The sequence below is a fragment of the Nostoc sp. genome (assembly GCF_036917315.1).
GTDB lineage: Bacteria > Cyanobacteriota > Cyanobacteriia > Cyanobacteriales > Nostocaceae > Nostoc.
On the sequence record NZ_JBALDR010000017.1, the window covers coordinates 21031 to 46084 of the forward strand.

The 25054-nt window shown below is 41.1% G+C and carries 16 protein-coding genes; 9 read left to right on the top strand and 7 right to left on the bottom strand.

Features of this window, described 5'->3' with window-relative positions:
• Nucleotides 1-392: 392 nt before the first annotated feature.
• Nucleotides 393-2237: an iron uptake porin gene (locus V7K84_RS09805; protein WP_334837671.1), complete on the bottom strand. Its 1845-nt coding sequence runs from the start codon at nucleotides 2235-2237 to the stop codon at nucleotides 393-395.
• A gap of 271 nt (nucleotides 2238-2508) precedes the next feature.
• Between V7K84_RS09805 and modA the strand changes: the two genes are divergently transcribed.
• Both modA and V7K84_RS09815 read left to right on the top strand, forming a co-directional pair.
• Nucleotides 2509-3324, top strand: coding sequence for a molybdate ABC transporter substrate-binding protein (modA, locus tag V7K84_RS09810; RefSeq protein WP_334837672.1), 816 nt, complete (start codon nucleotides 2509-2511; stop codon nucleotides 3322-3324).
• 94 nt (nucleotides 3325-3418) lie between these two features.
• Nucleotides 3419-4279: an alpha/beta fold hydrolase gene (locus tag V7K84_RS09815; RefSeq protein WP_334837674.1), complete on the top strand. Its 861-nt coding sequence runs from the start codon at nucleotides 3419-3421 to the stop codon at nucleotides 4277-4279.
• Between the two features lie 131 nt (nucleotides 4280-4410).
• On the opposite strand, the gene V7K84_RS09820 is transcribed toward V7K84_RS09815, so the two are convergent.
• The 5 genes from V7K84_RS09820 to V7K84_RS09840 form a co-directional block, all read right to left on the bottom strand.
• Nucleotides 4411-5739, bottom strand: coding sequence for an ATP-grasp domain-containing protein (locus V7K84_RS09820; RefSeq protein ID WP_334837676.1), 1329 nt, complete (start codon nucleotides 5737-5739; stop codon nucleotides 4411-4413).
• 147 nt (nucleotides 5740-5886) lie between these two features.
• The gene (locus tag V7K84_RS09825; protein ID WP_334837677.1) at nucleotides 5887-7266 is read right to left on the bottom strand and encodes an ATP-grasp enzyme; all 1380 of its coding nucleotides are present in this window, start codon (nucleotides 7264-7266) and stop codon (nucleotides 5887-5889) included.
• Nucleotides 7267-7397: 131 nt separating this feature from the next.
• Entirely contained in the window at nucleotides 7398-8426 is a 1029-nt protein-coding gene (locus V7K84_RS09830) for a D-alanine--D-alanine ligase family protein (RefSeq protein ID WP_334837678.1), read from the bottom strand.
• 158 nt (nucleotides 8427-8584) lie between these two features.
• Entirely contained in the window at nucleotides 8585-9418 is an 834-nt protein-coding gene (locus tag V7K84_RS09835) for an O-methyltransferase (RefSeq protein ID WP_334837679.1), read from the bottom strand.
• Nucleotides 9419-9422: 4 nt separating this feature from the next.
• Nucleotides 9423-10652 (bottom strand): sedoheptulose 7-phosphate cyclase, encoded by a 1230-nt coding sequence (locus tag V7K84_RS09840; protein ID WP_334837680.1) that lies wholly within the window; start codon nucleotides 10650-10652, stop codon nucleotides 9423-9425.
• A 1670-nt stretch (nucleotides 10653-12322) separates the two neighbouring features.
• Between V7K84_RS09840 and V7K84_RS09845 the strand changes: the two genes are divergently transcribed.
• The 3 genes from V7K84_RS09845 to V7K84_RS09855 all read left to right on the top strand — a co-directional run bounded on the left by V7K84_RS09845 (nucleotide 12323) and on the right by V7K84_RS09855 (nucleotide 15632).
• On the top strand, nucleotides 12323-12433 hold the full coding sequence (locus tag V7K84_RS09845) for a pentapeptide repeat-containing protein (protein ID WP_334837682.1): 111 nt from the start codon (nucleotides 12323-12325) through the stop codon (nucleotides 12431-12433).
• A gap of 218 nt (nucleotides 12434-12651) precedes the next feature.
• Nucleotides 12652-13143: a hypothetical protein gene (locus V7K84_RS09850; RefSeq protein ID WP_334837684.1), complete on the top strand. Its 492-nt coding sequence runs from the start codon at nucleotides 12652-12654 to the stop codon at nucleotides 13141-13143.
• A gap of 1406 nt (nucleotides 13144-14549) precedes the next feature.
• Nucleotides 14550-15632: a response regulator gene (locus V7K84_RS09855; RefSeq protein WP_334837685.1), complete on the top strand. Its 1083-nt coding sequence runs from the start codon at nucleotides 14550-14552 to the stop codon at nucleotides 15630-15632.
• Between the two features lie 503 nt (nucleotides 15633-16135).
• Here V7K84_RS09855 and V7K84_RS09860 read toward each other — a convergent pair.
• A complete protein-coding gene (locus V7K84_RS09860) occupies nucleotides 16136-18721 on the bottom strand; it encodes a GAF domain-containing protein (protein ID WP_334837688.1) in 2586 nt (861 codons plus the stop codon).
• A gap of 1136 nt (nucleotides 18722-19857) precedes the next feature.
• Here V7K84_RS09860 and V7K84_RS09865 point away from each other — a divergent pair.
• The 4 genes from V7K84_RS09865 to V7K84_RS09880 all read left to right on the top strand — a co-directional run bounded on the left by V7K84_RS09865 (nucleotide 19858) and on the right by V7K84_RS09880 (nucleotide 24732).
• The gene (locus V7K84_RS09865) at nucleotides 19858-20751 is read left to right on the top strand and encodes a hypothetical protein (RefSeq protein ID WP_334837690.1); all 894 of its coding nucleotides are present in this window, start codon (nucleotides 19858-19860) and stop codon (nucleotides 20749-20751) included.
• 12 nt (nucleotides 20752-20763) lie between these two features.
• A complete protein-coding gene (locus V7K84_RS09870) occupies nucleotides 20764-21741 on the top strand; it encodes an SDR family NAD(P)-dependent oxidoreductase (RefSeq protein ID WP_334837692.1) in 978 nt (325 codons plus the stop codon).
• A gap of 57 nt (nucleotides 21742-21798) precedes the next feature.
• A complete protein-coding gene (locus V7K84_RS09875; protein ID WP_334837694.1) occupies nucleotides 21799-22299 on the top strand; it encodes a hypothetical protein in 501 nt (166 codons plus the stop codon).
• 93 nt (nucleotides 22300-22392) lie between these two features.
• Nucleotides 22393-24732 carry a cation:proton antiporter domain-containing protein gene (locus V7K84_RS09880; protein WP_334837696.1) on the top strand — a complete coding sequence of 780 codons (2340 nt, stop codon included), beginning with the start codon at nucleotides 22393-22395 and terminating at the stop codon, nucleotides 24730-24732.
• Nucleotides 24733-25054 lie beyond the last annotated feature (322 nt).

The following is a 25054-nucleotide window of genomic DNA, read 5'->3' on the forward strand; positions in this document are numbered from 1 at the left end:
TCTTTTTAAACCAAGTTATTTGGTAATAAAAGGAATACAAAGTAGTTAATTAAACTAACCACTTTTCAGACTGTTATTTGACAGATGCAAGATAAGTTTTCGGTGCAAGTTCATCCTTTTTTAGGTCTTCGTACTCCAATTAGATCATTCCATCGGGTATCCTTCTCCTGTCGGAGACGCTACGCATAGCTTTCACGTTTGCGTAGCGTCCGGTAGGGAAGTGGTACAGGATCTTGCTACATTTCAGAACAATATTTGGGTAAAAATTCATATTTCCTTCTGCAACGGCAGTCTCCACAATTCGGAAAGGCATTCTATTAACAAGTCGGCAAAGCCACCTAGCAGACTGTCTCCCTGTTATAACGACTGCCGTCTTTTTAATGCAAATTTATCTAGAATCGGAATGTAGTACGAACAACTCCTGTATAGATAGTGTCATTATTGCTGTTCTGCTCTGGGTTAAATATCACAATCAAGCCTGGTGTAATTGAGATATTGTTATTCACTTGGTAGCGATATAGTCCTTCTAAATGGAAAGATGTATCGCTATCTTCACGAAGATTACTAGTAGCAGTAAGAACAGCAGGGCCAAAGTCATTACTCGTCACCTTGGGTGGTTGACCAAAGATTAAACCTCCCAAGTTACCCTTTTTGCCTAAATCAGGGAGAGCTAAAGTGACCGCCCAGTTCCAGATGTCTGCCTTATCACCTCTATTAACATTTGCACCAGAACTAACCTCTGCGATCGCTTGACTATACCCAACCCAACCAGAAAGTACTAATTGGGGGTTGAAACGATAGCTGGTTTCTATCCCATAATGATTGGCTGAAGTGGCAACACCAGCACCAAATGGGGTATTAGCGAAAGCGCTACCATAAGCCCCCGAAACGGAAACATCATTATTACTACCAGTAAAGTAAGAGTGTGCATAGCTCAAAGCAAAAGTTAAGTTTTGGTTGGGCTGGAATGCTAATTGAGCTAAAGCACCATAACTACCGTCAAATAGCCCTGCACCAGCACTAGGATCGTTAGCTCTTCTAGCAAGATAACCCCCAGATAAAGTAATCGCGTCGCTCAATTTAAAGATGGCGCTGACCCCTGAACCTGTATTACTAGCAGAACCCGTATTACTGGCGCGGTAAATAGGGGAGAATCGACCAAACCGCGAAAGAGATCCAATCGGAGTTGAGGACAGCAAAGGGTTAACAGTATTGAAGTTGTCGTAGAACTCCCCACCAATAGCATCAACAATGACATTGATTTTGTCACCTACCGGGAAGCGATAATATAATTTGCCCAGTACAATCGTGTTGTCGTTGTTCCCGTCCCACGATACACGGGTCATGTTTGTGCCTGTGACTGCCCCACTAAAGGCTGTGGTGTTATTCGCTTCTAAACGGGTAAACAACTGGTCTTTGCCAGTGAAGCTACTAATTAGATTCAAGCGGATGCGATCGCTAAAAATCGCGTTGTCCTGAAGCCTTCGTCCACCTGATGCTGTATACTCGTTAGCTCTTGCAGCCTCTCTAGCTGTACCCGCAGGAGCTGCTTCAATTCTTCTCCAGCGATCGGAATCTAGCGCTCTATCCCCACCAAACACACTCCCAACAGAGAAAATTATTTCTGCATTTAACTTGGTAGTAGTTGAAAATTGTTGATTTTCCAGGTTTGCATTACGAGCTTCCAACCCATCTATCCGTCCCCGTATTTCAACTAGTCCATCAGCGAATTCTTCTTGCAATTTTCGCAAAGTTTCTAAGTCTTCTTTTGTGACTAACTCTGCTGTACTAGTAGCAATCAATTCATTAACCCGATTCAGACAAGCGTTAAGACCTGCGGCAAACTCATAACGAGTCATTGCCCGATTTCCTTGGAAGCTGCCATTAGGATATCCAGCTATACAACCGTAGCGCTCAACTAAAGATTGTAAAGCCTGGAATGCCCAATCTGTAGGTTGCACATCAGATAGTTGAGAGACTGAAGTAACCTGACTCATGACTGAGTTCGGATTTTTGCTGCTGCGATCGTTGAACTGCTGGCTCTGGTCAGATGAAGTAACGCCGATAGGTGCAGTCAAAACAGCTTGATTATCTGTTTGAGCAACCACACCTTCTTTTGCGGGAGACTGAGTAGTCTGCATATCTGCTGGAATAGCTGATGCACCTTGAGCATTCACCAGACTAACTACTAATAAGATCGGAGCAATCAACAATGAATTATGTAAAAAACCAGACATTAACCTCACACCTCAAATACTATTAGACCAACTTGATTCCTGAAATAGTTGGTAGTAAAAAACACCCGATGCATTATTATTACCAGATTTCCAGCTTTTTACCAACTTATATGGTAAAAAGCTGGCAAAATTTTAGTCAGTATCGGTACAGTTATTGATAACAGTCAGTTATAAGTGGTAATCTGTGATTTTTTACCAGTTTTTTTGGTTACTAGTCCGCTAGATTGGTAAATTATGAATTAATTAAGAAAAAATGCTTGAGAGACTGCAAATGAATAATAAACGAATGCTGACTTTTGTCAGTTGGGTATTTATCTCATTTTTACTAATCGTCGGCTGTAGTCAAACGACTACACCTAACTCATCCTCAACTCCTAGCCCAGCAGCCCAAACAGCAAATTTGACGATATCAGCAGCTGCTAGCCTCAGAGATGCAATGGACGAAATCAAACCTCTCTACACTAAAGAGAAGCCAAGTGTTACTCTGAGCTACAACTTTGGTTCATCGGGCGCTTTGCAACAACAAATTGAACAGGGTGCAGGAGTTGACGTTTTTATCTCAGCCGCAACTAAACAGATAGATGCTTTACAGAAAAAAGGTTTGTTAGTTGATGGGACTCGCAAGGACTTACTGAAAAATCAATTGGTGTTGATAGTACCCCAAAATTCCACAACTGTGGCTGATTTTAAAGACTTAGCTTCACCACGCATTAAGAAAATTGCTCTAGGTGAACCCAAAAGTGTCCCCGCTGGACAATATGCTCAACAAGTCTTAACTTCATTAAAAATTCTTGATGCCGTTAAAAGCAAAGCCGTCTATGCCAAAGACGTTCGTCAAGCTCTCAATTACGTAGAATCAGGCAATGCTGACGCTGGGATCGTCTACCTCTCAGATGCCAAAAGTACGCCAAAAGTCAAAATTGTAGCAACTGCATCTGAAAAAACCCATTCTCCCATCGTTTATCCGATCGCAGTTCTTAAAAGCAGTAAAAATGTCGATGCCGCTAAGGATTTTGTGCAATTTTTATCGGGCAATCAAGCCAAAAGTGTGTTTGAAAAACAGGGATTTACGGTAGCTGGTAGTTAACCAAATAATTACTAATTCATAATGGACTACGTCTTGCTGCGCTAACCTCATTCATAATTAGGCGTAAGTCATGTAATTTTATAAAATCCCGAAAATGCGAGCGAAAATAAGAGATACAGAGATTTTCTTTGATGTGGAAGGTTCTGCATTAGTAGTGGATGGCGCGAGCATCTGCTCTAAACCTGTCGCCTTTCTAATTCACGGGGGGCCTGGTGCGGATCATACTTCCTTCAAACCAACCTTCTCGACTTTAAGCCAAAAACTTCAACTAGTCTATTTTGACCATCGCGGTCAAGGAAGGTCTGCTCGTGGGCCGAAAGAAACCTATACTCTAGACAATAATGTTGAAGATATGGAAGCGTTGCGCCAACACCTTGGTCTGGACAAAATCGTTGTGATTGGTGGTTCTTACGGTGGTATGGTGGCTCTAACTTATGCAGTCCGCTATCCTCAGAATGTCTCTCATCTGATTGTGATTGCCACGGCAGCCCATAGTGGCTTTTTAGAACGGGCCAAGGAAATCCTCGCATCAAAGGGAACTGAAGAACAAAAAGCAAGCGCTCAAAGGCTTTGGGATGGAAACTTTGAAAATGAGGAACAGCTAAGACAGTATTTTCAAGTGTTGGGATCGATGTATTCGCTAAAATATAATCCCACCACATCAGGCATTGCTTGGCAGCGAAATATTCTCTCAGTTGATGCGATTAATGTTGCTTTTGGCGGTTTCCTCCGCAACTACAATATTCTTGACCAGTTACACAAAATTACCGCACCTACTTTAGTTATTGCAGGTCGGCATGACTGGATTTGCGCCCCAGAATTTTCTGAAGAAATTGCCCAGGCAATTCCTAATGCAGATTTGAGAATTTTTGAGAATAGCAGTCATTTAATCCGCGCAGATGAGCCTGAAGCACTTTTGGATGCGATCGCGGGTTTCTTGGTTTACAAACGTTAGATTAAATAGTTAAGCGTAGGCGTAGCCCGTCGTAGACATCGCTTGGAGTCTTGGAAACTAAACCACCGTTTTTTAATCTCTACTTGTGCAATTTGAATGTCAAATATTACGCTGTAGAATGCGGATTGGTATTACTCTATCAGCTCGCCCATATTAAAATCTATTCTTATCCAACCTTTGAGTTTTCGTAAGTTGTCGAGAATGAGTAAGGGAATCTGCCAGTGATGTACCATCAGGAATGGTAAAGGATCGCTCATCTCAAACATTGCTTCTTTCCCCCGTCTGATGTTTCTTAGCCAGGTTTGCAGTTGCTTAAACGATCTAATCTCATTTAGCCGCCAAACTTCGTGGTACAGCCAATAGGTTGGCTTACTATCAGCAAGAGGTTGTAAAGATTCAGCCAGGGGTTCTTTACCAAGATAGGCATCCGCGACTCCTGGATGATTGTAAAACATAGTAATGGCGGAGTGAGTCCGGGGGTTACACTCAATCGCGTAAACAGTTCCGTCTTCTGCCTGGATGAAGTCAAAGGAAAGTTGCCCAGTTTTTCCCAGTTCTTTGGTAAAATGACTCGCCCATTGCATAATTTCTGGGCAATCGACGTTTTCGTAGTTGACTTGAAAGGCGGATGACTCACAGCAGCAGTACATCCTTGACTCTCCATCTCGTGCGGTAGTGTGAGTGCAGTATTCCTTTCCAGGGATAAATTCCTGCATAATCCAGGGGTTTTTCTCACTAATGGGCAGACTATTGACAAATGCTGCTGTTTCTGCTTGGGTATCGCAAGGTAGCTTGGTGAGATTCAAGCGACGTATTTGATCGTAGGGGATGCTTTTAAGAATGTATTTGCGCTTTTCCTGAGAAAAGTCAAAGTTGAGGACTTGTGCGGGATCGGTAATTTTGAAGGATTTGGGGACAGATAAACCGAACGATCGCGCTGTTTCAGAAAAGGCAAACTTATCATCCAGGAGCTTTGTAACATCAGCATCGAAGTGGAAAAATTCACAAAAGTCTGGTAATGGTGGCTGGCCTCGATCGTAGTGAATAACGGAAAAAATGGCTACCGGGATAAAAAAGTCGATCTTTTCTGTTTTGGCGATCGCGTGTAGGCTTTCAACATAGCCTTCTAAGTCTTTGCTGGGATCGGGAACGGTATAAAAGCCTGCAACAGAGTTGGAATATTTATTACCACTTGACCAGAATTTCTCAATGTCAATTATAATAACCCGATGTCCAGCAGCATGAAATGAACGCGCTAGCTGAAGAGTTTTAGTCATTCTCGCGCCAGCAATCAAGATATTTTTGGAATTGGGGTTGACAACAACTGACTTACCGAATGGTTGCTTAACAAAGTTCCACAGTAGTGATGTTAAGACAACGATACAGTTTAAGGGAAATGCCAGCGCCAGTAATACAAGAGTGCCCAAGTTTTGGAACACTACAAAAATATACTTTTTCATAGTTAGAATTTTGAGATGATAGTGGAATCAGTGCTTGGTGCATAGGAAGAAGTTAAGGAAATGCGATCCTGCTCTTGCTTTCTTTTTTTAACGATTTAATTCATTAAGTCTCCAAAGTTCATGAGCAAGCCAATAATGGCCTTACTATCACTTAGAGGTTGCAGAGATAGAGGTTTTATATTTTACGTCTTCTCCAAACTGTATGAGTTTCCCGATGCAAAAATCAATCCTCACCCAAGTTCTTAAGGAGCGCAAACTATCGAGTAATAGTAAAGGAATGTACCAGTGATGTACCATTAAGAACGGTAGTGGGTCGTTAACTTCAAAGATTGCATCCTTTCCTCGCCAAATATTTTTAAACCACTTTTGCAACTGCTTAAACGATCTAATTTCATTAAGTCGCCAAAGTTCGTGATAAAGCCAATAAATAGGCTTACTATTCCTCAAAGGTTGCAGAGGTTCAGCTGGAGGCTCTTTACTAAGATAGGCAGCCGCTAAACCTGGATGGTTATAATACATTGTAATTGCAGAGTGAGTACGGGCGTTGCACTCGATCGCATAAATCGTTCCATCTTCCGCCTGAATGAAGTCAAAAGAAATTTGTCCAGTCAGTTGTAGTTCTTTGACAAAATGACTCACCCACTGTTTAATTTCTGGGCAATCGACGTTTTCGTAATTGACTTGAAAAGCAGATGATTTGCAGCAGCAGTGTACCGTTAATTCACCATTTCTCACTGTGCTGTGAGTACAGTATTCTGTTCCAGGAATAAACTCTTGCAATACCCAAGGCTTATCTTTACTAATTGGCTTGCTTTTGACATGAAGCGCCATTTTTTCGGGAGAATCCATTGGTAGCTTAGTTAGATCCAAGCGTAAAACAGAGTCATAGACAATACTTTTGAGAATGTACTTGCGCTTTTCGTTGGTAAAGTCGAATTTAATAACTTGTTCGGGATCTGTAATTAAGAAGGTTTTTGCAACAGATAGCGACAGTGAGCGGGCAATTTCTGCAAAGGTAAACTTGTTATCGAGCATACTCATCGTATCAGCATCGAAGTGGAAATTCTCACAATAGCCTGCTAACACTGGCTTGCGTTCCGAGTCAAAGTAGCTGGCAGCAAAAATGCCTACCGGGACAAAAAAGTCTATGTTTTCCTTTTTAGCGATCGCCCGCACGGCTTGAGTATAGCCGTCTTTGTCTTCGTGTGAGTCAGGAACTGTGTAAAACCCAGCCACAGAGTTAGAAAATCGATAACCACTGAACCAGTATTTATTGAGATCGAATAAAATGACTCGATGCCCTGCCGCGTGAAACGATCGCGCAAGCTGAAGGGTTTTGGTCATTTTACCACCACCGATCAAGATATTTTTAGGATTTTCGTTTAAAACCACTTGCTTGGCATAGCTTCGGCTGAAAAAATTCCACAGCAGCGATGCGAGTACGACAGTGCAGTTAAAGGGAAATGCGATCGCTAGTAATGCAAGAGTGCCCAAGTTTTGGAATATTGCAAAAATCTTCTCCCTCATAGTTGTAATTGTGACATGATATATGCTTGGTTGACTCAAATAATCTACATTCGAGTTCTATTACTTGTCGCTAGTGAAGACCTTGTGCTATTCCAAGTCAGAAAAAAGCTAAAAAGGTGATTGGCTGGACATTAGGTTGCGCTCAACGCTTCATTGATTGCCGTTGTAAATAACTCATTTAAAGGAATTCCCGCTGCGTTCGCCGTACAGGCAATCACCGCGTTGTGGTCAAAAATACAAAACAACCCGGCTTCTAAGAACCAAGGTTGTCCCTGTGGGTCGATGCGGAAGTCAAATAAACTATAATGGCGACAACCCAAAGCCAAATGACACTTCTTAACTTCTTGCTGAACCTTTTGGGTTATCGGGTCATTAATATCTACAATCCAACCTGGGACATAATTTTTAGCTGTTGAAGCTAAGTCGCCCTCGATTGGTATTTTGAATTTATCAGTATAGCTGCGGATGGGTCTAGTTTGCGGGTCTATCTGATACTCTTCAAGGGGTAAACCGATTAGCTGCCCATCTTTGACAATAGCGCCGCATCTGACTTCTCGACCGGCTTCAATGAATGTTTCTACGATTACCTCCGAAGCAAATTCAAATGCTTTCTTCAAGGCAGCGTCATACTCACTCGCCTCTTTGACTAAGGATACTCCTAAAGAGTTGTCGGCATTTGCGGGTTTGATAACTACTGGAGGTGTAATTGTCGGAACGTCTCCTTGGCGGAGCAATTCTCCAGAAGGCACTTTTACCCCGGCTGCTGCGACAATTGCTTTGGTTCTGGCTTTGTGGGCCGTGATTGCCATCACATCTGGAGTATTGCCTATATAAGGGATCTTTAGCAAGTCGAATAGTGCCCGGTAGTCAGTCATTCCAGGCAGACAAAACATTTGTGGCAACATCAGGTCAATGTTTTGCGCTGTTATAAACTGTATGGCATCTGATAGAGGCATCGGTTTAGCGACAGCAATATCTTCTGGACTGAGAGAGGAAGGAAATCGCCACTGCCCATCAAGTGTGATGTATGCAATCAGAAAGTCATAGAGCGATGGATTTGCTGTAGCGACCAGACAGCTTTCGGCGTAATTGCGTGACAACTCACAATAAAAATGATTGTATGCAGATCCAACTAAATGAAGGATGCGAAGTACTGGCATGATTCATCTTCCTAAATACCGTTGTATTTTGTATAACAACTACAATTGCAAAAATTGCTTAAGAAGAGATGAGGAAGCAAGCGGAAATTATTCCTTCTTATCTTCTTCATCTCTATGAAATTTAAGCCAAGGCTCAGACTTCTCTGCTGATCTCTCGATTAGACAACGCGTCTAATCAGGGTTATACCATCTCGGATTGGTAAGAGAACTTGCTCTACACGAGGATCGGCAGCGACAACACGGTTGAACTGAGCGATCGCTTCACCGTTGGCGGTGCGTTGTTCGAGTGGTAGGTAAACTTGTCCCTGCAACAAAGTGTTATCCACACAGATTAAACCGTCGGGAGTCAGTAAGTTACTATCCAACACGATCTGGAAATACTCTACATACTCTTTTTTATCCGCATCAATGAAGATCAGATCGAATACTTCATTTCTGGCTGCCAGCTTCTGGAGTGTTTCTAGGGCAGGTGCTACTTCCACAACGATTTTGTCGCCGTGGGGAGACTCACTAAAGCAAGCTTGAGCAAATTCAGCAACATAGGAATCTACTTCGCAACCGATAAGTTGTCCATCACTTGGTAATGCTTCTGCCATTGCCAAGGCTGAATACCCTGTGAACATTCCTACTTCTAGAATGCGCTTTGCTTTGGTGATATGAACAAACATTTTCAATGTCTGTCCTTCCAGATGTCCTGAGAGCATCTCCTGCTCTAGTTGGCGCACTGTTTCACCATCGCTGAAGCGTTTGCTCCAGTCTTCTTTGCTAGTTTTTTGCGCTAATGCCGTCAATGCGCTTGATTCGGGGGTGGTGTAATCATCCAAGTAGGGATCTAAACCCGCCGCTAATTGAACACCCTGCCGTAAAGAATCTAATATCTCTACGGGAATGTTGTTCTCTTCTGCCAATTTGAGAGTTTGCTGTAGCTGGGCTACTAAGATGCTGTGTGGCGTTATCGGTCTAGCTGTTTCTCGTCCTAAAACACTCGTCATATTTTCACACCCCTACTAGCTTGGCTTCTTGATTTTCAATGTATGCGTCAACACCTTTGCCGCCACGAGGGTATTTAGCACAAAGACGTTTGTGTTCAGCTAGGGCAGCATCAAGTTCTTCACGAGTTAGATCGTTGGCAAAGAAGCACTCACCAATTGGACGAGGCATGGCTGCGCGTTGTTTGCCATCTCGTGTCAAGCTTATAGATTGGGTAGCATCCCAGAGTAAATCCCCATCTAGTAAAGGATGATCGAGTGATAAACCGATACGACTCATCAAGTCTAGGATGCGATCGCGCTCTCCTGTGGGAATATAGCCTCGTTGTGCTGCAATGGTTGCAGACAAAGCCATATCTATATTGACCGCATGACCATGATATAGGGGTATCTGAGGTGCTAATTCTAGGGTAGGACTCCAAGTATGACCGTAGGCAATGACGCGATCTAGGTCTATTTCATGCAAGTTAGGAGTCTCTAACTCCAACATGGTTTTGATTGCCTCGTAGTTGAGTTTATGGGCAATCTCTTTAAGTTCCGGTGTCCCATTCACGTGTCCAAAGTGAGTGGAAAGCAGTTCTTCGCCATATTCGTATAGCAGTTCAAATACTTCAGAGTTAGAAACTACAGCGATTTTCACTAACTCTGCCATCCCATTACGAACTTGAGCCGTTGGCAAGGTTTTCAAAAATGAGAAATCGAGGATCACTTTCAAGGGTGCATGATATGCTCCCAAGCGATTTTTCAACTTGCGATGATTAACTGCTACTTTAATCGCTACACCTGCATCGATTAAACCAATCAATGTGGTAGGAATGCGGATGAAATTACTCTTGCGACGGTAAGCAGCGCAAGCAAACCCAGCCACATCAGTAATTAAACCACCACCGACGACTAAGACTGGTTCCTTACGAACTAAGCCAAAGTCCGAAAAAGCGTCAATAATTTTCTCAAAGCTTGCAAGAGTTTTATCTGGCTCTGTAATGATGATGGGAAATACTGTGAGATCGATGTCATAGTGTCTAAAATATGACTTGATCTGCTTGCCATAAAGTTCATAGACATTTGCATCAATTACAGTCAGACACCGACCAAATTTCGCATAGCTATCTGCTATTTCTCTGTTTTCAATATCAAATGCACCATTCACATAGACAAGACTGAAATCGATTTTTTCGTAACCTTGCACGTGAAATGCAGCTTCGGTAGCTTCAAATGATGCTTGAACCTTATTCATTGTGTTGCCCTTATTCCAATTATAAAGATTGTGAGATTTCGGTAATAATTGCGATTTACCCGAATGAATGCCAGCAATCAACCATGCTCTTTACCCTTTCAGATAAAAGACAGGACAAAATTAGCTTTCAATCAAAAGCTAACGCTTATTACTGACTGGCAATGTTTTTAAACAACACCATTCATTTGAGTAAATTCTGTAGATGGGTTAACCTTTAATTCGGCATAACCTCAAACAAGTCAAGTAGACCACTAGCAATATATTGGAATAATACTTGCCTGCTTCTTCTGTGGATTATTGACTTTAATTTTGGGAAACTCATCTGAATGAATTCAGATTGATTCCACTATATCTAAATATAGTGGCTTTCCAACTGTACGATTCCGCAAAAATTCTAACCGAGATAACTGATTGTATCGTTTATCTCCCAGCTTCAATTTTAGATTAGAACCCTGATTAATCGTTAGTTCGCTGTTTATGAGCATTAGTCTCAAACCTTATATTACTAAACTCGCTACACTCTCTTTGCTTCAGAATAACAGTGGACTTTTAGGAAGTTTATCTGAATTTTTATTAACTCCACTATATTTGTCTCTAGCAACTTTCTGCTCGTTAGACCTTGCAAAACTCATACCTAAGTAAACTACTGATATTATTTATTATTGTCTATCTCCAGGCTGACATTTGATATTACAGGCATGATTAATCCTCATCTCGCTGTTTTTTGCATTAGTCTCAAACCATAAAATGGCTCAAAACAAAGATGACTAACTGCATTCTGTTCATAATACCAGTACAACACCTCCCTTGTTAGTCAATTTAATGCTCAGTATTTTATATACATACTTCAGCAACCCTTGAAAATTCAGAATTTAAATACCTGAGTTATTGGTAACAAAAATTTAAGTTTTTTAAGGAACAGTTGTGTATGTTAGAGGTTTCTAAGTTTGCTTAAATTGCTTTGTTAGTCCTAAATTAACGCTTTTCAGGCTAAACCAGCAAATACTTTACTAGTAGGTTACTGAAAGTCCAACACAAATCATAACATTACAATAATATAAATCATAACATTTGTAAATATATTTAGGTCAATCCACCATGCGAGGTGTACTGAATAACTAAATATCTGCAAAAAAATATGTCTAAAGATAGATACTTTATACAACAATATATTTTACGCAGTAGCTATATTTAAGAGATATCTGGTGAATTTAATTATGCGTTGCGTTGCCCGAAATCCGTCGCTTTGTCGGTTCTAGATGCACGTACATACAATAGACATCTTGCAAAAGTTACTTTTACAAGGTGTTGGGGAAAGGGTAAGGGAAAATTCCATACCTTTACCTTTTACCCCTTATCCTTTTCCCCACTTCTGCAAAAAGTCTAATGTTTCACTTTTACGTGCATGGTTCACGGGTAAAAGATCGCGAGTACACAAATTCTTATAGATAGCGAAATATTGCCACTAGATGCGATCGCAACTGGTGTAGTCTAAGACATCATGGAACACACGCTGTTTTTAGATCATATCTGCGTTAAAAAATTACAACGTTACTGTTGTGCTAGATAGCTGTAAAAGCGGAGAATCTGTGAGTGCGATCGCTTAGTTACTTTACAATATAAAAAGTACTTATAAGTCTGCTTACCCGTTGTGGGCATATCTTTGTAAAATGGCTAACCTGAGTCAAGCTAATCTATTGGCAGCTAATTTGAGTGATGCTAATTTAAGTGGAGCTAATCTCAGTTATGCCAAATTGAGCCTGACTAGTTTCATTGCTTGACAAGTTAATTTCGATAGAAAAAAATTGAGTATTTCTAATAGACAAAATCTATTTAAATTACTTTTTATAAAAACTTAAGATTTCTTAACTTAGTTTAAAAAATCTTGGTATTGACTTCAGAATATAAGAGCGATCGCTTTGTAAAGGTTAGTTGATATTAGTTGTCAAATTGCTGGTGAAGTTACAAACTAAAGAAATACAACACACGCAATTATTTTATGACTGCTATTTCTAACCTTGAATTCAAACGACCAATTTGGCAAACCGCGATCGTATTGACCTTGGGCTTTTGGCTCAGTGCTAGTCTAGTTTTAGACTGGGTAATTATGCCTAGCCTTTATCTTTCTGGGATGATGAGTCAAGCTGGTTTTACGATAGCAGGCTATACGATTTTTTGGAACTTCAATCGGATGGAATTGTTATCAGCTGCTGTAGTGCTGACTGGCGCACTAGCTTTGAGCAAAACCCGATATCACTGGAGTATTGGCAGTATTGTTTTATCTGTGCTGCTGTTGACTATCGCTGTGCTTGACACCTATTTCTTAACTCCGCAGATGTGCGCTATAGGAGTTCAACTCAACCTATTTGAAGCTGCTGCTGCTATTCCATCGACAATGAATTTATTACACGGTAGTTATTGGCTGCTGGAAGTAGTCAAGCTGATAGCTGGTGGTACACTTTTAAGCTGGTGCTGGCGGGAGCAATTTTAAGTAGATGGAGAAAGTATAACGGTGAGAATGTCCACTTATAAATCTCACGCCAAAGACGCAAAGAATTTCTTTGCGTCTTTTTGCTACATATATCTTATGGGTTAATGAATGCGATATTTATAACAGGTTATGCCTACGCGTACAATTTTGTATTTATATTGGTGACTTTTCAAACTTGGGATTTTTCGGGTAAATTGCTACCATAAAATGATTCGGTTTTTGATAAGTGTGATTCAATCAGCAGACATATAATTATCTTTTACTATACATTTTCAGCTTTCCCGGACATCTAAACAAATAAATATTTATAACAATTTTCTGGAAGATGATATTAATTAGTTTTCATGTTTACTTTACTGATTTATCATGAAGTTTATATATTTCTGCTAATTTTTTTTGAAAATTATAGTAATCTAAGTTTTAGTGAGTATGTTACTTGTTATCTACCATCTAGCTGAAAACAGCTATTTTGCAAGGTATCTACTACTAATCAAGAATTTTCCTGTAAGTTCTTGAATTTGTCACTCCAATTTGTGCAGGATGACTATTTAGGTCTACACAACATTAGAACCCGTTTCCAGTACTTATGAAGAGATTCCCTTCTGCTGATTTGGTCGCCTGTGCATCTCACCACAAACCATCATGGCGGCAATTATCAGCAAACTCATTCTTGGCCGGAGGTTTACCATTATTGTTGTGCAAGCGATCATTTTGCCGAATCCCAAGACTAAGAGTTGCTCTACAATCACAAACTTAAGTAAGATATTGAACTTTTGGAATGCTTAGTTTTGAATAATACTTTTTCTCTTGTGAAGTTACCCTCAAGAATAAACTTCTTGAAAAAGTCCCGACGACTTTTGTCACGGATATAAAAACATACTTCCTCAGCGCGGACTTAATGCCTATAAACCTTGATGGAGACACATTTACATTTACATTAAAGTAGATTTTGGTCGCTCCAGAATTCAGGATTAGAGACAAAAAGCTTTTGCAAGAGAACTAAAGTATCTATAATTTTAAGCTACAAAATACGGATAACAATGATACTTTTGTGACTGATGGGCGAGAGCCAATGGTCTTTGTGTGGCACTTGAGTTACTGTTAGATTGGCTAGATTAGCTAAAGATACAGAAAACCAATCTAATTTTTGAAATACTATATCCTGGCAACTAGTCGGGCAATTTTGCTATTGGTCAGTAGCATTAATTGGTTTAGTTGTAAGTTGTGGATTATAGCTTAACAGAGATTGGTGAATTAAGAGTTGGGGGGTGTGGAATCTCTGTACTAACTCAAATATGACCGCTATATTTATCTGAAAAGTGCTTCCAACAAAGTCACGGTGAATTCCGAAAAGGTAATTCACTAATTTTGCCTGCAAATGTTAATTTTATTCCAGAGCGATCGCAATGAAGACACTTCCGATTAGTAGATACAGATTTTTCCAAAAGCTCCAGCCCCTACCTTTGTTGAAAAAAATCACTGGGAAGTCGGTTACTGGTTGTTTACAAGTGTTTAGCACATCAGGCTCTTGGTCAATATATGTAGATGAGGGGAAACTAATTTATGCCAGCTACTCAGAGAAAATGTTTGAGCCGCTTTACAGAAATTTGCAACGTTTGAGCGAGCAAATTTCTACTCTCCCTGACGGAATCAAAGATCAGTTGCGGGCGATATTTGAAACTGGTATTGAAAATCAGGCAATACCGAACCCAGATTATCTGGCTATTTGTTGGTTAGTCAATCAGAAATATATCAGTTCTTCTCAAGCCGCAATGCTGATAGAGCAATTGGCGCTAGAAGTTCTAGAGTCATTTCTGAATTTAGAGGAGGGAAGTTATGAATTTATTCCTGAGAGTTTTCTGGATGATATGCCAAAGTTTTGTCATCTAAATGTTCGTTTATTAGTTGAACTATGTTTAACGCCCCAAAATGAAGCGGTTTATCGTCAAACATCACCAAGTTATCAATCACATACCTCACAATTTTTCCAAATAAATGAGCTACAATCTAAAGCCAAAACTACGCCAAAGTTGCCTAAAATACACGGCTCTAAACCAGCAGCCTACTCGATTAATACTAATGAACACAGAGGTCAGCAAATCATCCAACCGCCTGCTGACAGAAAAATTTACACAATCTTGTGTATTGATGACAGTCCTACGGTATTGAATGCTATTAAAAGTTATTTAGATGAGCAAACCTTTTCCGTTATCGGAGTCACTGATTCTTTAAAAGCTTTAATGCAGATTATCCGTATAAAACCCGACATAATTTTGTTGGATATATCAATGCCTAATCTCGATGGATATGAACTCTGCTCTTTGCTGCGTAAACACTCATATTTTAAAAATACACCTGTGATTATGGTGTCAGAAAAAATAGGATTTCTAGATAGAGCTAAAGCTAAGATGGTGAGAGCGTCAGGCTATTTAACTAAGCCTTTTAAACAAGGAGATTTACTAAAAGTCATTTTTCAACATATTGTTTAATTTCCTAATATAGCAAGCTAATCTATTTAAACAGCCTATTATTTTAGATATTTAAGGTTGAATATTATCTGCTTCACTATCATTATAGTTATAGAATATTGTCTGAGTGAGTTAAAATTAATCATTCTCTTATAGAGCCAGATTAATACAGCTTCGGTTAAATACTTATAACATCTGTAGGTTGGGTTGAGGAACGAAACCCAACGCTTGATCCTTGTTCATGTTCTGACTTTTCACGGCATTTGGAAAACCTCTCTCTAAATCTCTCTCCTAAAAGGAGAGAGACTTTGAATTTTCCCCCTTCCCGCATCGGGAAGGGGGTTAGGGGGTTAGGTTTTTGGTGGACTTTTCCACATAACATCAAAAGTCAGGTTCATGTTGGGTTTCACTGCCGTACCCTTACGGGGATCTTGCTACAACCCAACCGACATTGATAAGTTTTATTATAAGTAATCACCCGAATTTGGTATTAGTTACAAGCCCTAACCGAAAAGTCGGTAGGGTTATTTTTCCTGAAATGTCCAGACTCCTTCATCCCAATCTGATTCTGTTGGGGGTGATTGTAACCAATGTTGACAACGCAACAGATGCAACATAGCAGCTTTGTCCTGGCTGTCTGCTGCCAAAACATTAGCAAATTCAGCTCTGGCACGAGAAAACTGCCGCTTGAGGTAATACTCACGCCCTTTATGATAGTGCTCAATCACTTGCAATTTTTCGCTTTCAATCGGATTGGAACGCAAACCCAGTAATTCGTATATGGCTACTGGTTCGTTTCTACCCTTGACACGAATGTAATCTAGTTCTCTAGCCCAAATATTATCTTGGCAAGGTTTAAAAGTGTTATGGCTAATAATAATATCGCAACCATACTGTTTACTGACACTTTCTAATCGGGAGCCAAGATTAACGCCATCGCCAATGGCGGTAAATTCCATCCGTTTACTAGAGCCAATATTCCCACTAATCACGGTATCTGAGTTGATGCCAATGCCAATTTTAATTCTGGGCTTATCATCTGTATGGCGACGTTGATTAAATTCGTGTAGGCGATGGCGCATTTCTAAGGATGTTTGTACTGCCATCCAAGCGTGTTCTTCTAATGGTAGAGGAGAACCAAACACAGCCATAATGGCGTCACCGATATATTTGTCAAGAGTGCCTTTATGTTTAAAGACTGCCTCCACCATTGATTCAAAATATTCATTGAGCATACTCACCACTTCTTCTGCTTCTAAGTTTTCTGTTAATGTGGTGTAGCCGCGAATATCCGAAAATAAAATCGAAACTTCTTTGCGATCGCCTCCTAGTTTAGCGTCATCTAATTTCAGCAATTCTTCGGCTAATTCCTGGGTCATGTAGCGGTACATCGTACTCTTGAGCCGCTTTTCATCACTGATGTCTTCCATCACCACCAGCGCCCCACGGACTTGCTCTTGGTCGATAGCATCGGCAATTGTGTTAATCGATAAATTAATACTATGCTGTTCTGTACCAGTGCTAAGAAGTGTGCGATCGGGGTAATATTGCTGACGACCTTTTAAGTCAACTGCATTTAAAGCATCCTGATACCACTTGCTAAAGTCACCTTCTTTGATGCCAATGACATCATTAACTAATTTACCTTCTAAACGGTCATCTACTCCCAATCCTAGTAAACGTTGGGCGCTTTCATTGGCGGCGATAATTAACCCAGTTTTATCAGTGGAAATCACTCCATTGGAAAGACTACGCAAAATATCCCGTTGCATTTGTTCTTGTTGCTTGACTGTGGCAAACAACTGGGCATTTTGCAGCGCTACTCCCGCTTGAATATTAAAAGCTTCCATGAACTCTTCATCGTTGCGGTCAAAACTAGCTTGGAAGCAGTCGGGAGCTTTAAGCGAATAAGCTGGATTATAGGGCGGAAAATCACCAGATTTCTTTTTATTTAATAGTTGGGTAACGCCAATGAGTTGTTCATCGCCGTTAAACACTGGCATACAAAGTAAGCTACAGGTGCGATAGCCATTTTGCCGGTCATTTGCTTGAGATAGCTCCGAGTCAGGATGATCGTACAAGTCAAAGGCAATATTCAGTTTCTTGCCAGAAACCGCTACTATCCCAGCAAAGCCTTTACCAAGGGGGACTCGTAACTCTTTGGTTGAACCATCATCCTGAGTGATTTTCGTCCACAATTCATCGCGATCGCGGTCTATTAACCATAGTGTACTGCGATCGGCATTCATCAATTCTTTGGCTTCATCCATCACCCGCTTCAGGGTGTCTTCTAAGTCGAGACTGCTTTGAGAGAGAGACTTGATTGCCTTCATCAGCGCCGCCACTGCTCTTTGTTTTTGGGTGGCTACATAAAAAGAGCGCGAGGATTCTAAAATCAGACAAATCGAAGGGGCAAATTCTTGAAATAATTGTTCGTCAGCACGGCTAAAACCTCTAGTATCAATGCGCTCTGCAAGTGGAGCATCATGATTATTTACAGATTTTAATTTATTCAGTAATTGCACTACTGCAACTAATTGCCCATGTTCATTTAAGAGTGGCAAAGCTAACATAGTGTAGGTGCGATAGCCAGTTCTCTTTTCTTGTTCTTGGGCAAAATGCGATCGCGGATCGTTATAAAAATCAAAGGGAATATTGATAACTTCTTTAAAAGTGGCAACTTCACCACCAATGCCTTTATTAGCGGGGATGCGAATTTCTAAAGAGCGACCGCCCTCACCTTCAGCTAAAATTGACCAAAGTTCTTGTTTTTCTTCATCCAATAAAAATATCGTCGTCCGGTCTGCCCCCAGTAATTCCCCGGTTTTTAAGGTAATGGAATGCAACATTTCTTGCAGAATGGTTTCAAACCCATGAGAATCAAGCATTGATAGGGTTTGATGAACAATCTGTAATTTTTGCTCGACATCCTGAACCACCTGTTTAAAAGTATCCTGAGTCAAGGGAGCAAGAAACGTAGAAAAAGTTCCTTGTCTTGTGGCAAGAGCACCCACAGGAGCAGATTTTGCTGGTAATTCGAGGTTTTCTTGGTTGTGAACACTAATAATCACATCAGTGGTCTCCCCACAACTTCCTTGATACGCTGACATAACTGGTATTTTATATAACAGGATGAGGTTTTAGATTTAACAATGAGATTAAATTTATGTAAGTGGTGTTAAAAGCAACAATTGCTCGACATTATCCATAGTTTAATCGCTTGTTTAGCCAGCGTCATCCTGTGAATAAACGCTCAAGCTGATTACCAACAAGCATGGCTTGACCAAAACCCCTTCCCAGTGGTGAATACAGATGATAAATAGAGGGTTAGACCCCTCAGATAAACGAGAAAACAATGTTTTCCGCAGGGGATTTATTGTTAGTGTTGCGTTGTAAGATTTTGCAAGGTAACACTAATGAGCATTGCTGTATCCGTAGAGTATAGTCAATTTATTTGAAAATGGCTGTTGCGTGTAAGTAATTACACGTAACTTTATAGCTTCACTGCGATCGCTTCCTGTCGCAGATATGTCAGCCGGAACAAGAAAGTGCTGAGTAAACAATAGACCTCTTGCAAAAGTCCCCTAACACCCCACCCCCAAGCCCTCCCCGCTCTTCGGGAGGGGAGAATTTGACGTAAGTCAAAGCCCTCACCCTAAATCCCTCTCCCAAGCTTGGGAGAGGGACTTTTAAATTCGCTCCCCTTCTCCCAATTTTGGGAGAAGGGGTTGGGGGATGAGGGCGAATTTTGTCTAATATTAGCCCCTGCTGATTATGAGTTCTATTAATCTGTTGTGATGCCTGTGACAGACTACTAGTACAGTACGGCGTAAATAAACCATCCATTCAAAACCATGAAATGCTTACGCTGTATTAATTTTGAATTTTGTTAGCGCAACGTAAAGCCTTCTCTTCGAGAGGCTTCTCTTTCAGAGACGCTAACGCGAACGCCAACGGCATGGCTTCTCTACGAGACGCTACCGCGAACGCTTAGAGCGAGTCTGCGTACCCCTACGGGGAAGCAAGCTACGCTTTTAGCGTCTCGTAGAGAGCGTCATTTTGAATTTTGCCTTGCGGTACTAGCTCTATTCATTTTTCTACAGATAGAGTTAATTAAAAATATTAAGCACAATATTATCTCAGCCAAACATAAATATAAAATCAGATTTAATCTTTGAATTTAACCCATATATTACATGGGCTGAAACATTCACCCGATTGTTGTAAATCCAACAGGATTATTTTAATGAAAAAATTAAAGACTAAAGTATTTTTAGGCTTGACAAGTGCATTTTTGGCAGTCGGATATTCCAGTTTGCTAGCTAGAGAAATTCCCATACAGAGTACATCAAACCTCAGAAAGGATTTATTAGCGCAATTAGAAAATAATCCAAATGTCAATGAATATTTGGAGAAAAATAAACCAGAAAGTTATAACGCTCTGAAAAGGCAGTTAGATGCAGCGATTGAGGATGCAAAAAGACCGAGTGAAGATAAAGTAGTAAAAAATCTTTGGTTATTATCAAAAACTAATCCTCAAACAAAGTGGAGAGAAAATAACGGCAAAATTGAATATCTGATGGCAAGTTGGAAATATGTCAAAAACCCAACTGAGGATTGGAAAGTAGGTACAAAAAAAAGCATAGAAGCACGAAATTGGTTAACAGCCGTTCCTCAAGTTAAAGAATTTTGTCAAAATTGTAAGGGGATCGGTATAAATATTCCCGGTAATATTATGCTTTCTCTGAGGTTACAGCAGTATTTAGGCTTAATTTTAAATAGAAATTCAAATAAGACGCATTTTGTCGAAATGTGGGTGAAAGCTGAAGATTTAAGTAGACCATGTGTCGATCCAGAAATTAATGATTCTAGTTGTAATGTTTTTAATATACCGATTCCTGCTAGTTATCCGATTTTGCAAGAGATATACACAACTTCTTATGCCGTTGCTAATCAAGAACATTATCCTTGGACGGGTTTAGGTTACACCTATGATTGGGGAAATCCGAAAAAACCTCGTGAAGGAGCTAGTGAGTTTCTGATCGATGGAACTAAAGAAAAACCGATAGAAGTAGAAGTTGCTTCAGTCACAGCTACGAAAGAATATTGTAATAATCAATATTTAACGCTAAAAGATTAGAAATGAGCGCTCATGAAACATCTTGAAGGTAAAGTGGCTTTAGTAACAGGTGCTACGCGGGGAATTGGTAGGGGAATTGCCATTGGCCTTGGTGAAGCAGGTGCAACTGTATACATCACGGGTCGCAGCCTCAACAACTCCTCCAGTGATGGGGTTTCAGGGAGTCTTAGTGAAACGAAATCAGCCATTGAGGAAGTCGGTGGTGTATGCATTCCCGTCCAAGTAGACCACAGCGAGGATGAGCAGGTGCGTTTGCTTTTCGATCGCATTCAAGATGAGCAAAATGGCCAACTCGATTTACTGGTAAATAATGCTTACTCAGGAGTTCAGGCATTAAAAGACGCTCAGGGACAACCCTTTTGGGATTCTGAACCTAGTCTTTGGGATGCTAGCAACAACGTTGGCCTTCGGAGTCACTATGTTGCGAGTGTTTTTGCGGCTCGAATGATGACTAAGCGTAACTCTGGACTAATTTGCACTATTTCCTCGTGGGGTAGTATGTTTTATCTATTTAATACAGTTTATGGTGTTGGCAAAGCAGCTTGCGATCGCCTAGCTGCTAATATGGCTGTTGAGTTAAAGCCCCATAACGTCACTTCTGTTTCAATTTGGCCGGGTATTGTTGGTACTGAGCTTTTTTCCCGTTTTGCTTCGGAAATGAATCAAACCAATGTTACTGAAAATAATTTCTCATTTTTAAGCGATCGCTACAACTGGGAAACTCCCTTATTAACTGGACGAGCGATCGCTGCACTTGCTAGTGAGCCAAATATAATCCGCCATACAGGACGCGTGCAGATTGTTGCCGAACTAGCTCAGAAATATAATCTTGTAGATGAAAATGGCGATCGGCCTGCATCCCTACGCTCTCTACGTTTTGTACTACCAGCTGCATTGCCTGTACTGAGAAAGTACTCATGGCTCATACCTGATATTAAACTGCCGTGGTCGCTGCTATTATTGAATGCCCTCAGTTCGCCTAAAATTTAATGGGCATCGGGCATGGAGCCAGAAGAGATGCGTCTTAAATAATGCAATAATAAGTCTTTGAACTCCGTTGACGAGTATTTGAACTGGATGAATCCACCTTTTATCTCCGTTGACGAGTATTGGAACTGGATGAATCCACCTTTTATCTCCGTTAACGAGTATTGGAACTGGATGAATCCACCTTTTATCTCCGTTGACGAGTATTTGAACTGGATGAATCCACCTTTTATCTCCGTTGACGAGTATTTGAACTGGATGAATCCACCTTTGAACTCCGTTGACGAGTATTTGAACTGGATGAATCCACCTTTTATCTCCGTTGACGAGTATTTGAACTGGATGAATCCACCTTTGAACTCCGTTAACGAGTATTTGAACTGGATGAATCCACCTTTGAACTCCGTTGACGAGTCTTTGAACTGGATGAATCCACCTTTTAGCTCCGTTGACGAGTCTTTGAACTGGATGAATCCACCTTTGATACTTGTGAATCAAAATACCTTCAAAAACCTTGATGTATCCTTCCTGCTCACCTACTGCCCGCCCCCTTCAAAATAAGCAAATTTTGTCACCCCTTTAGCAAACAAGCTGTTTGAGATCGTAAAACTTTGTATCCTGAATTAATAGGTCTTAATAGTTCTTTTAAAACTGGTGCAAGAAGATTTTCGGTTAATTGTTGATTTAGTTTTAGTTCTAGGCGTTGCAGCCTGTGGCGGACTATTAGCGGCACTTTTGCAACAACCAGTGCTGCTGGGGTATCTCATTGGCGGGATAGTTATTGGGCCAACGGGACTGGGATTGATTAAAGAACTGATTCAAGTAGAGACTTTGGCACAGTTCGGGGTCGCCTTTTTGTTATTCGCCTTGGGTGTAGAATTTTCCTTTGCGGAACTCAAGAAGGTAAAAGCGATCGCTCTTGGTGGAGGTGGACTCCAGATTGCTTTGACGATTTTGGTCACGGTTTTAGTATGCGGGTTAAGTGGAGCCTGGGGAGCCTTACCTGCGAAGGGAATGTTTTTGGGGTGTATTCTGTCGCTGTCTTCCACAGCGGTTGTTCTCAAATGCTTGATGGAGCGCAACGAAACAGAAACTCCCCACGGGCAAGTGATGCTAGGGATTTTGGTAGTTCAGGACTTAGCACTGGGACTAATGTTAGCAGTCTTACCAGCCCTCAACCAACCAGCAGAAACAATTGGCATCGCCGTCTTAACAGCCCTAGGTTCGATTGCTTTATTTGCGGCTGGTGCGGTAGCTGCGGGGATTTGGCTGATACCGCCTTTGTTGCAACTGCTAGCCCGTACTGAAAGCAAAGAACTATTTTTATTAGGAGTTGTAGCCCTGTGTTTGGGCATTGCCCTGTTGACAGAGCATTTGGGACTGTCGATTGAAATGGGGGCATTTGTCGCGGGTTTGATGATTTCTGAGGTAGAGTATGCCGACCAAACCCTGACTTATGTCGAACCACTGCGAGATATCTTTGCCAGTTTGTTTTTTGCCGCCATTGGGATGTTAATTGACCCAGTGTTTTTGTGGAACAACCTGGAATTAATTTTGGGATTGGTGGCAATAGTTTTCGTAGGTAAATTTTTGATTATCACGCCCTTAGTGAAACTGTTCCGCTATCCTTTGAAAACAGCCATAATCGCCGGTTTGGGACTGGCGCAAATTGGGGAATTTTCCTTTGTTCTCGCTAGTGAAGGGCAGTCTTTGGGGCTGGTGTCCCGACAAATATACTTATTAATTTTGGGAACTACCGCAGTTACTCTGATGCTGACTCCTTTTGTACTGCGGTTAGTGCCATTTTTATTTAACTTTGCCGAATCAATGCCTTGGTTGAAACCATATTTAGAAGAAGATGAGGCGCGGGATGTATCGGAAGATTTGCCTTTCAAAGACCATGTAGTAGTTTGTGGCTATGGGCGAGTCGGCAAGAATTTGGTGAAATTGTTGCAGCAACACGACCTACCTGTGGTAGTAATCGACCAATCGGAGAGTAGAATTCAGCAGTTGCGCGAGGCTGGGGTGTCTTATGTATATGGCAATTGCGTTAGTTTACACGTTTTGGAAACTGCCGGGGTGAATCATGCCAAAGGAATGGCGATCGCACTCCCAGACCCCATAAGTACTCGTCTTTGCTTGAAACGCGCTTTGGAATTGCGCCCAGAATTAGATTTGGTTGTCCGTGCTACCCAGGATAAAAATATTGAGGTGCTGTATCAATTGGGAGCCAGGGAAGTTGTGCAGCCAGAGTTTGAAGCCAGTTTAGAAATGGCAACCTATTTATTAACTGGCTTAGGCTTGTTGTCGCCAGCTGTCGTCCAACGAGAAATGCAGCAAATCCGCAACGATCATTATTTAGATTTGCGGCCAGAGCGCTCTGCAACTGAAGTGGCTCGTGATTTGCGCCAAGCCACCCGCGATTTAAATCAGCGTTGGTATCCTTTACCAGCTGATTCGCCCTTAATTGGCATGAGCATAGAAGAAGCGGATATGCGCTATTTAACAGGAGCGAGTTTGATGGCAATTCGCCGCGCTAACGGCGATGAAATCGATTATCCCAATAATCAAACCAAATTGGCAGAAGGCGATCGCTTATTGGTGGTGGGAGCTGATGAAGAACTGGCAGCTTTGGCAGAATTCGCTAAGGGACAAGCGGCTGTTCCCGGAGAAAATAGTGCTTGTCAGTGGGTTACAGTCAATGCAGACGCGCCAACACTAGGTAAAACCCTTGCAGATTTAGATATCGCCAAGCAATTTGGAGTACAGGTACAGGCAATCCGGCGAGATGGTAAATTTATTCGCTATCCTGATGGCGGCATGGATTTGCGAGTCGGCGACCAAGTATTGTTATGTGGTGGCTTGACAGGTTTGAGTCAACTACAACAGTTATTTGCGATCGCTAGTTCAGTACCCCTTTCGATCCCAGTGGTGAAAGCTGGTGAAGCAGAAGCGCTCAAAGACTTTCTACCTGCCGATAGTGTGACTGATTGAACTTTAATACTCCGCAAGCTAAGTGGCTCAATATAGCTGGTAGTGACTTGGCTATTTGGGGTGCTTTTTCATATTCTTTTAGGATAATACCCAGATCCAAGATGTTATCTCTGATGCGGACATCATCAGGGATTGAGTAATTTGCAGCTCAGTTTTGGTAACAGTCCATCCGTAAGAGCTTAAGAGGATGTTTGAAAAGTGGTTGCAGGATAAGGCGATAAATCAAGCTTGAAGACTGGCGATTTTTTGCCTTTGACTACTCTAAATTTTGATTCTCTTTTGTATAAAAGTATTTCATGGGGTCATCTGCTGGATCTTTATC

Coding starts and splice junctions, on each gene's coding strand:
- V7K84_RS09855 (WP_334837685.1), top strand. CDS start 14,550: ATGAAGACACTTCCGATTAGTAGATACAGATTTTTCCAAAAGCTCCAG.
- V7K84_RS09815 (WP_334837674.1), top strand. CDS start 3,419: ATGCGAGCGAAAATAAGAGATACAGAGATTTTCTTTGATGTGGAAGGT.
- V7K84_RS09865 (WP_334837690.1), top strand. CDS start 19,858: ATGAAAAAATTAAAGACTAAAGTATTTTTAGGCTTGACAAGTGCATTT.
- V7K84_RS09830 (WP_334837678.1), bottom strand. CDS start 8,426: ATGCCAGTACTTCGCATCCTTCATTTAGTTGGATCTGCATACAATCAT.
- V7K84_RS09845 (WP_334837682.1), top strand. CDS start 12,323: ATGGCTAACCTGAGTCAAGCTAATCTATTGGCAGCTAATTTGAGTGAT.
- V7K84_RS09850 (WP_334837684.1), top strand. CDS start 12,652: ATGACTGCTATTTCTAACCTTGAATTCAAACGACCAATTTGGCAAACC.
- V7K84_RS09835 (WP_334837679.1), bottom strand. CDS start 9,418: ATGACGAGTGTTTTAGGACGAGAAACAGCTAGACCGATAACGCCACAC.
- modA (WP_334837672.1), top strand. CDS start 2,509: ATGAATAATAAACGAATGCTGACTTTTGTCAGTTGGGTATTTATCTCA.
- V7K84_RS09825 (WP_334837677.1), bottom strand. CDS start 7,266: ATGAGGGAGAAGATTTTTGCAATATTCCAAAACTTGGGCACTCTTGCA.
- V7K84_RS09820 (WP_334837676.1), bottom strand. CDS start 5,739: ATGAAAAAGTATATTTTTGTAGTGTTCCAAAACTTGGGCACTCTTGTA.
- V7K84_RS09860 (WP_334837688.1), bottom strand. CDS start 18,721: ATGTCAGCGTATCAAGGAAGTTGTGGGGAGACCACTGATGTGATTATT.
- V7K84_RS09840 (WP_334837680.1), bottom strand. CDS start 10,652: ATGAATAAGGTTCAAGCATCATTTGAAGCTACCGAAGCTGCATTTCAC.
- V7K84_RS09805 (WP_334837671.1), bottom strand. CDS start 2,237: ATGTCTGGTTTTTTACATAATTCATTGTTGATTGCTCCGATCTTATTA.
- V7K84_RS09870 (WP_334837692.1), top strand. CDS start 20,764: ATGAAACATCTTGAAGGTAAAGTGGCTTTAGTAACAGGTGCTACGCGG.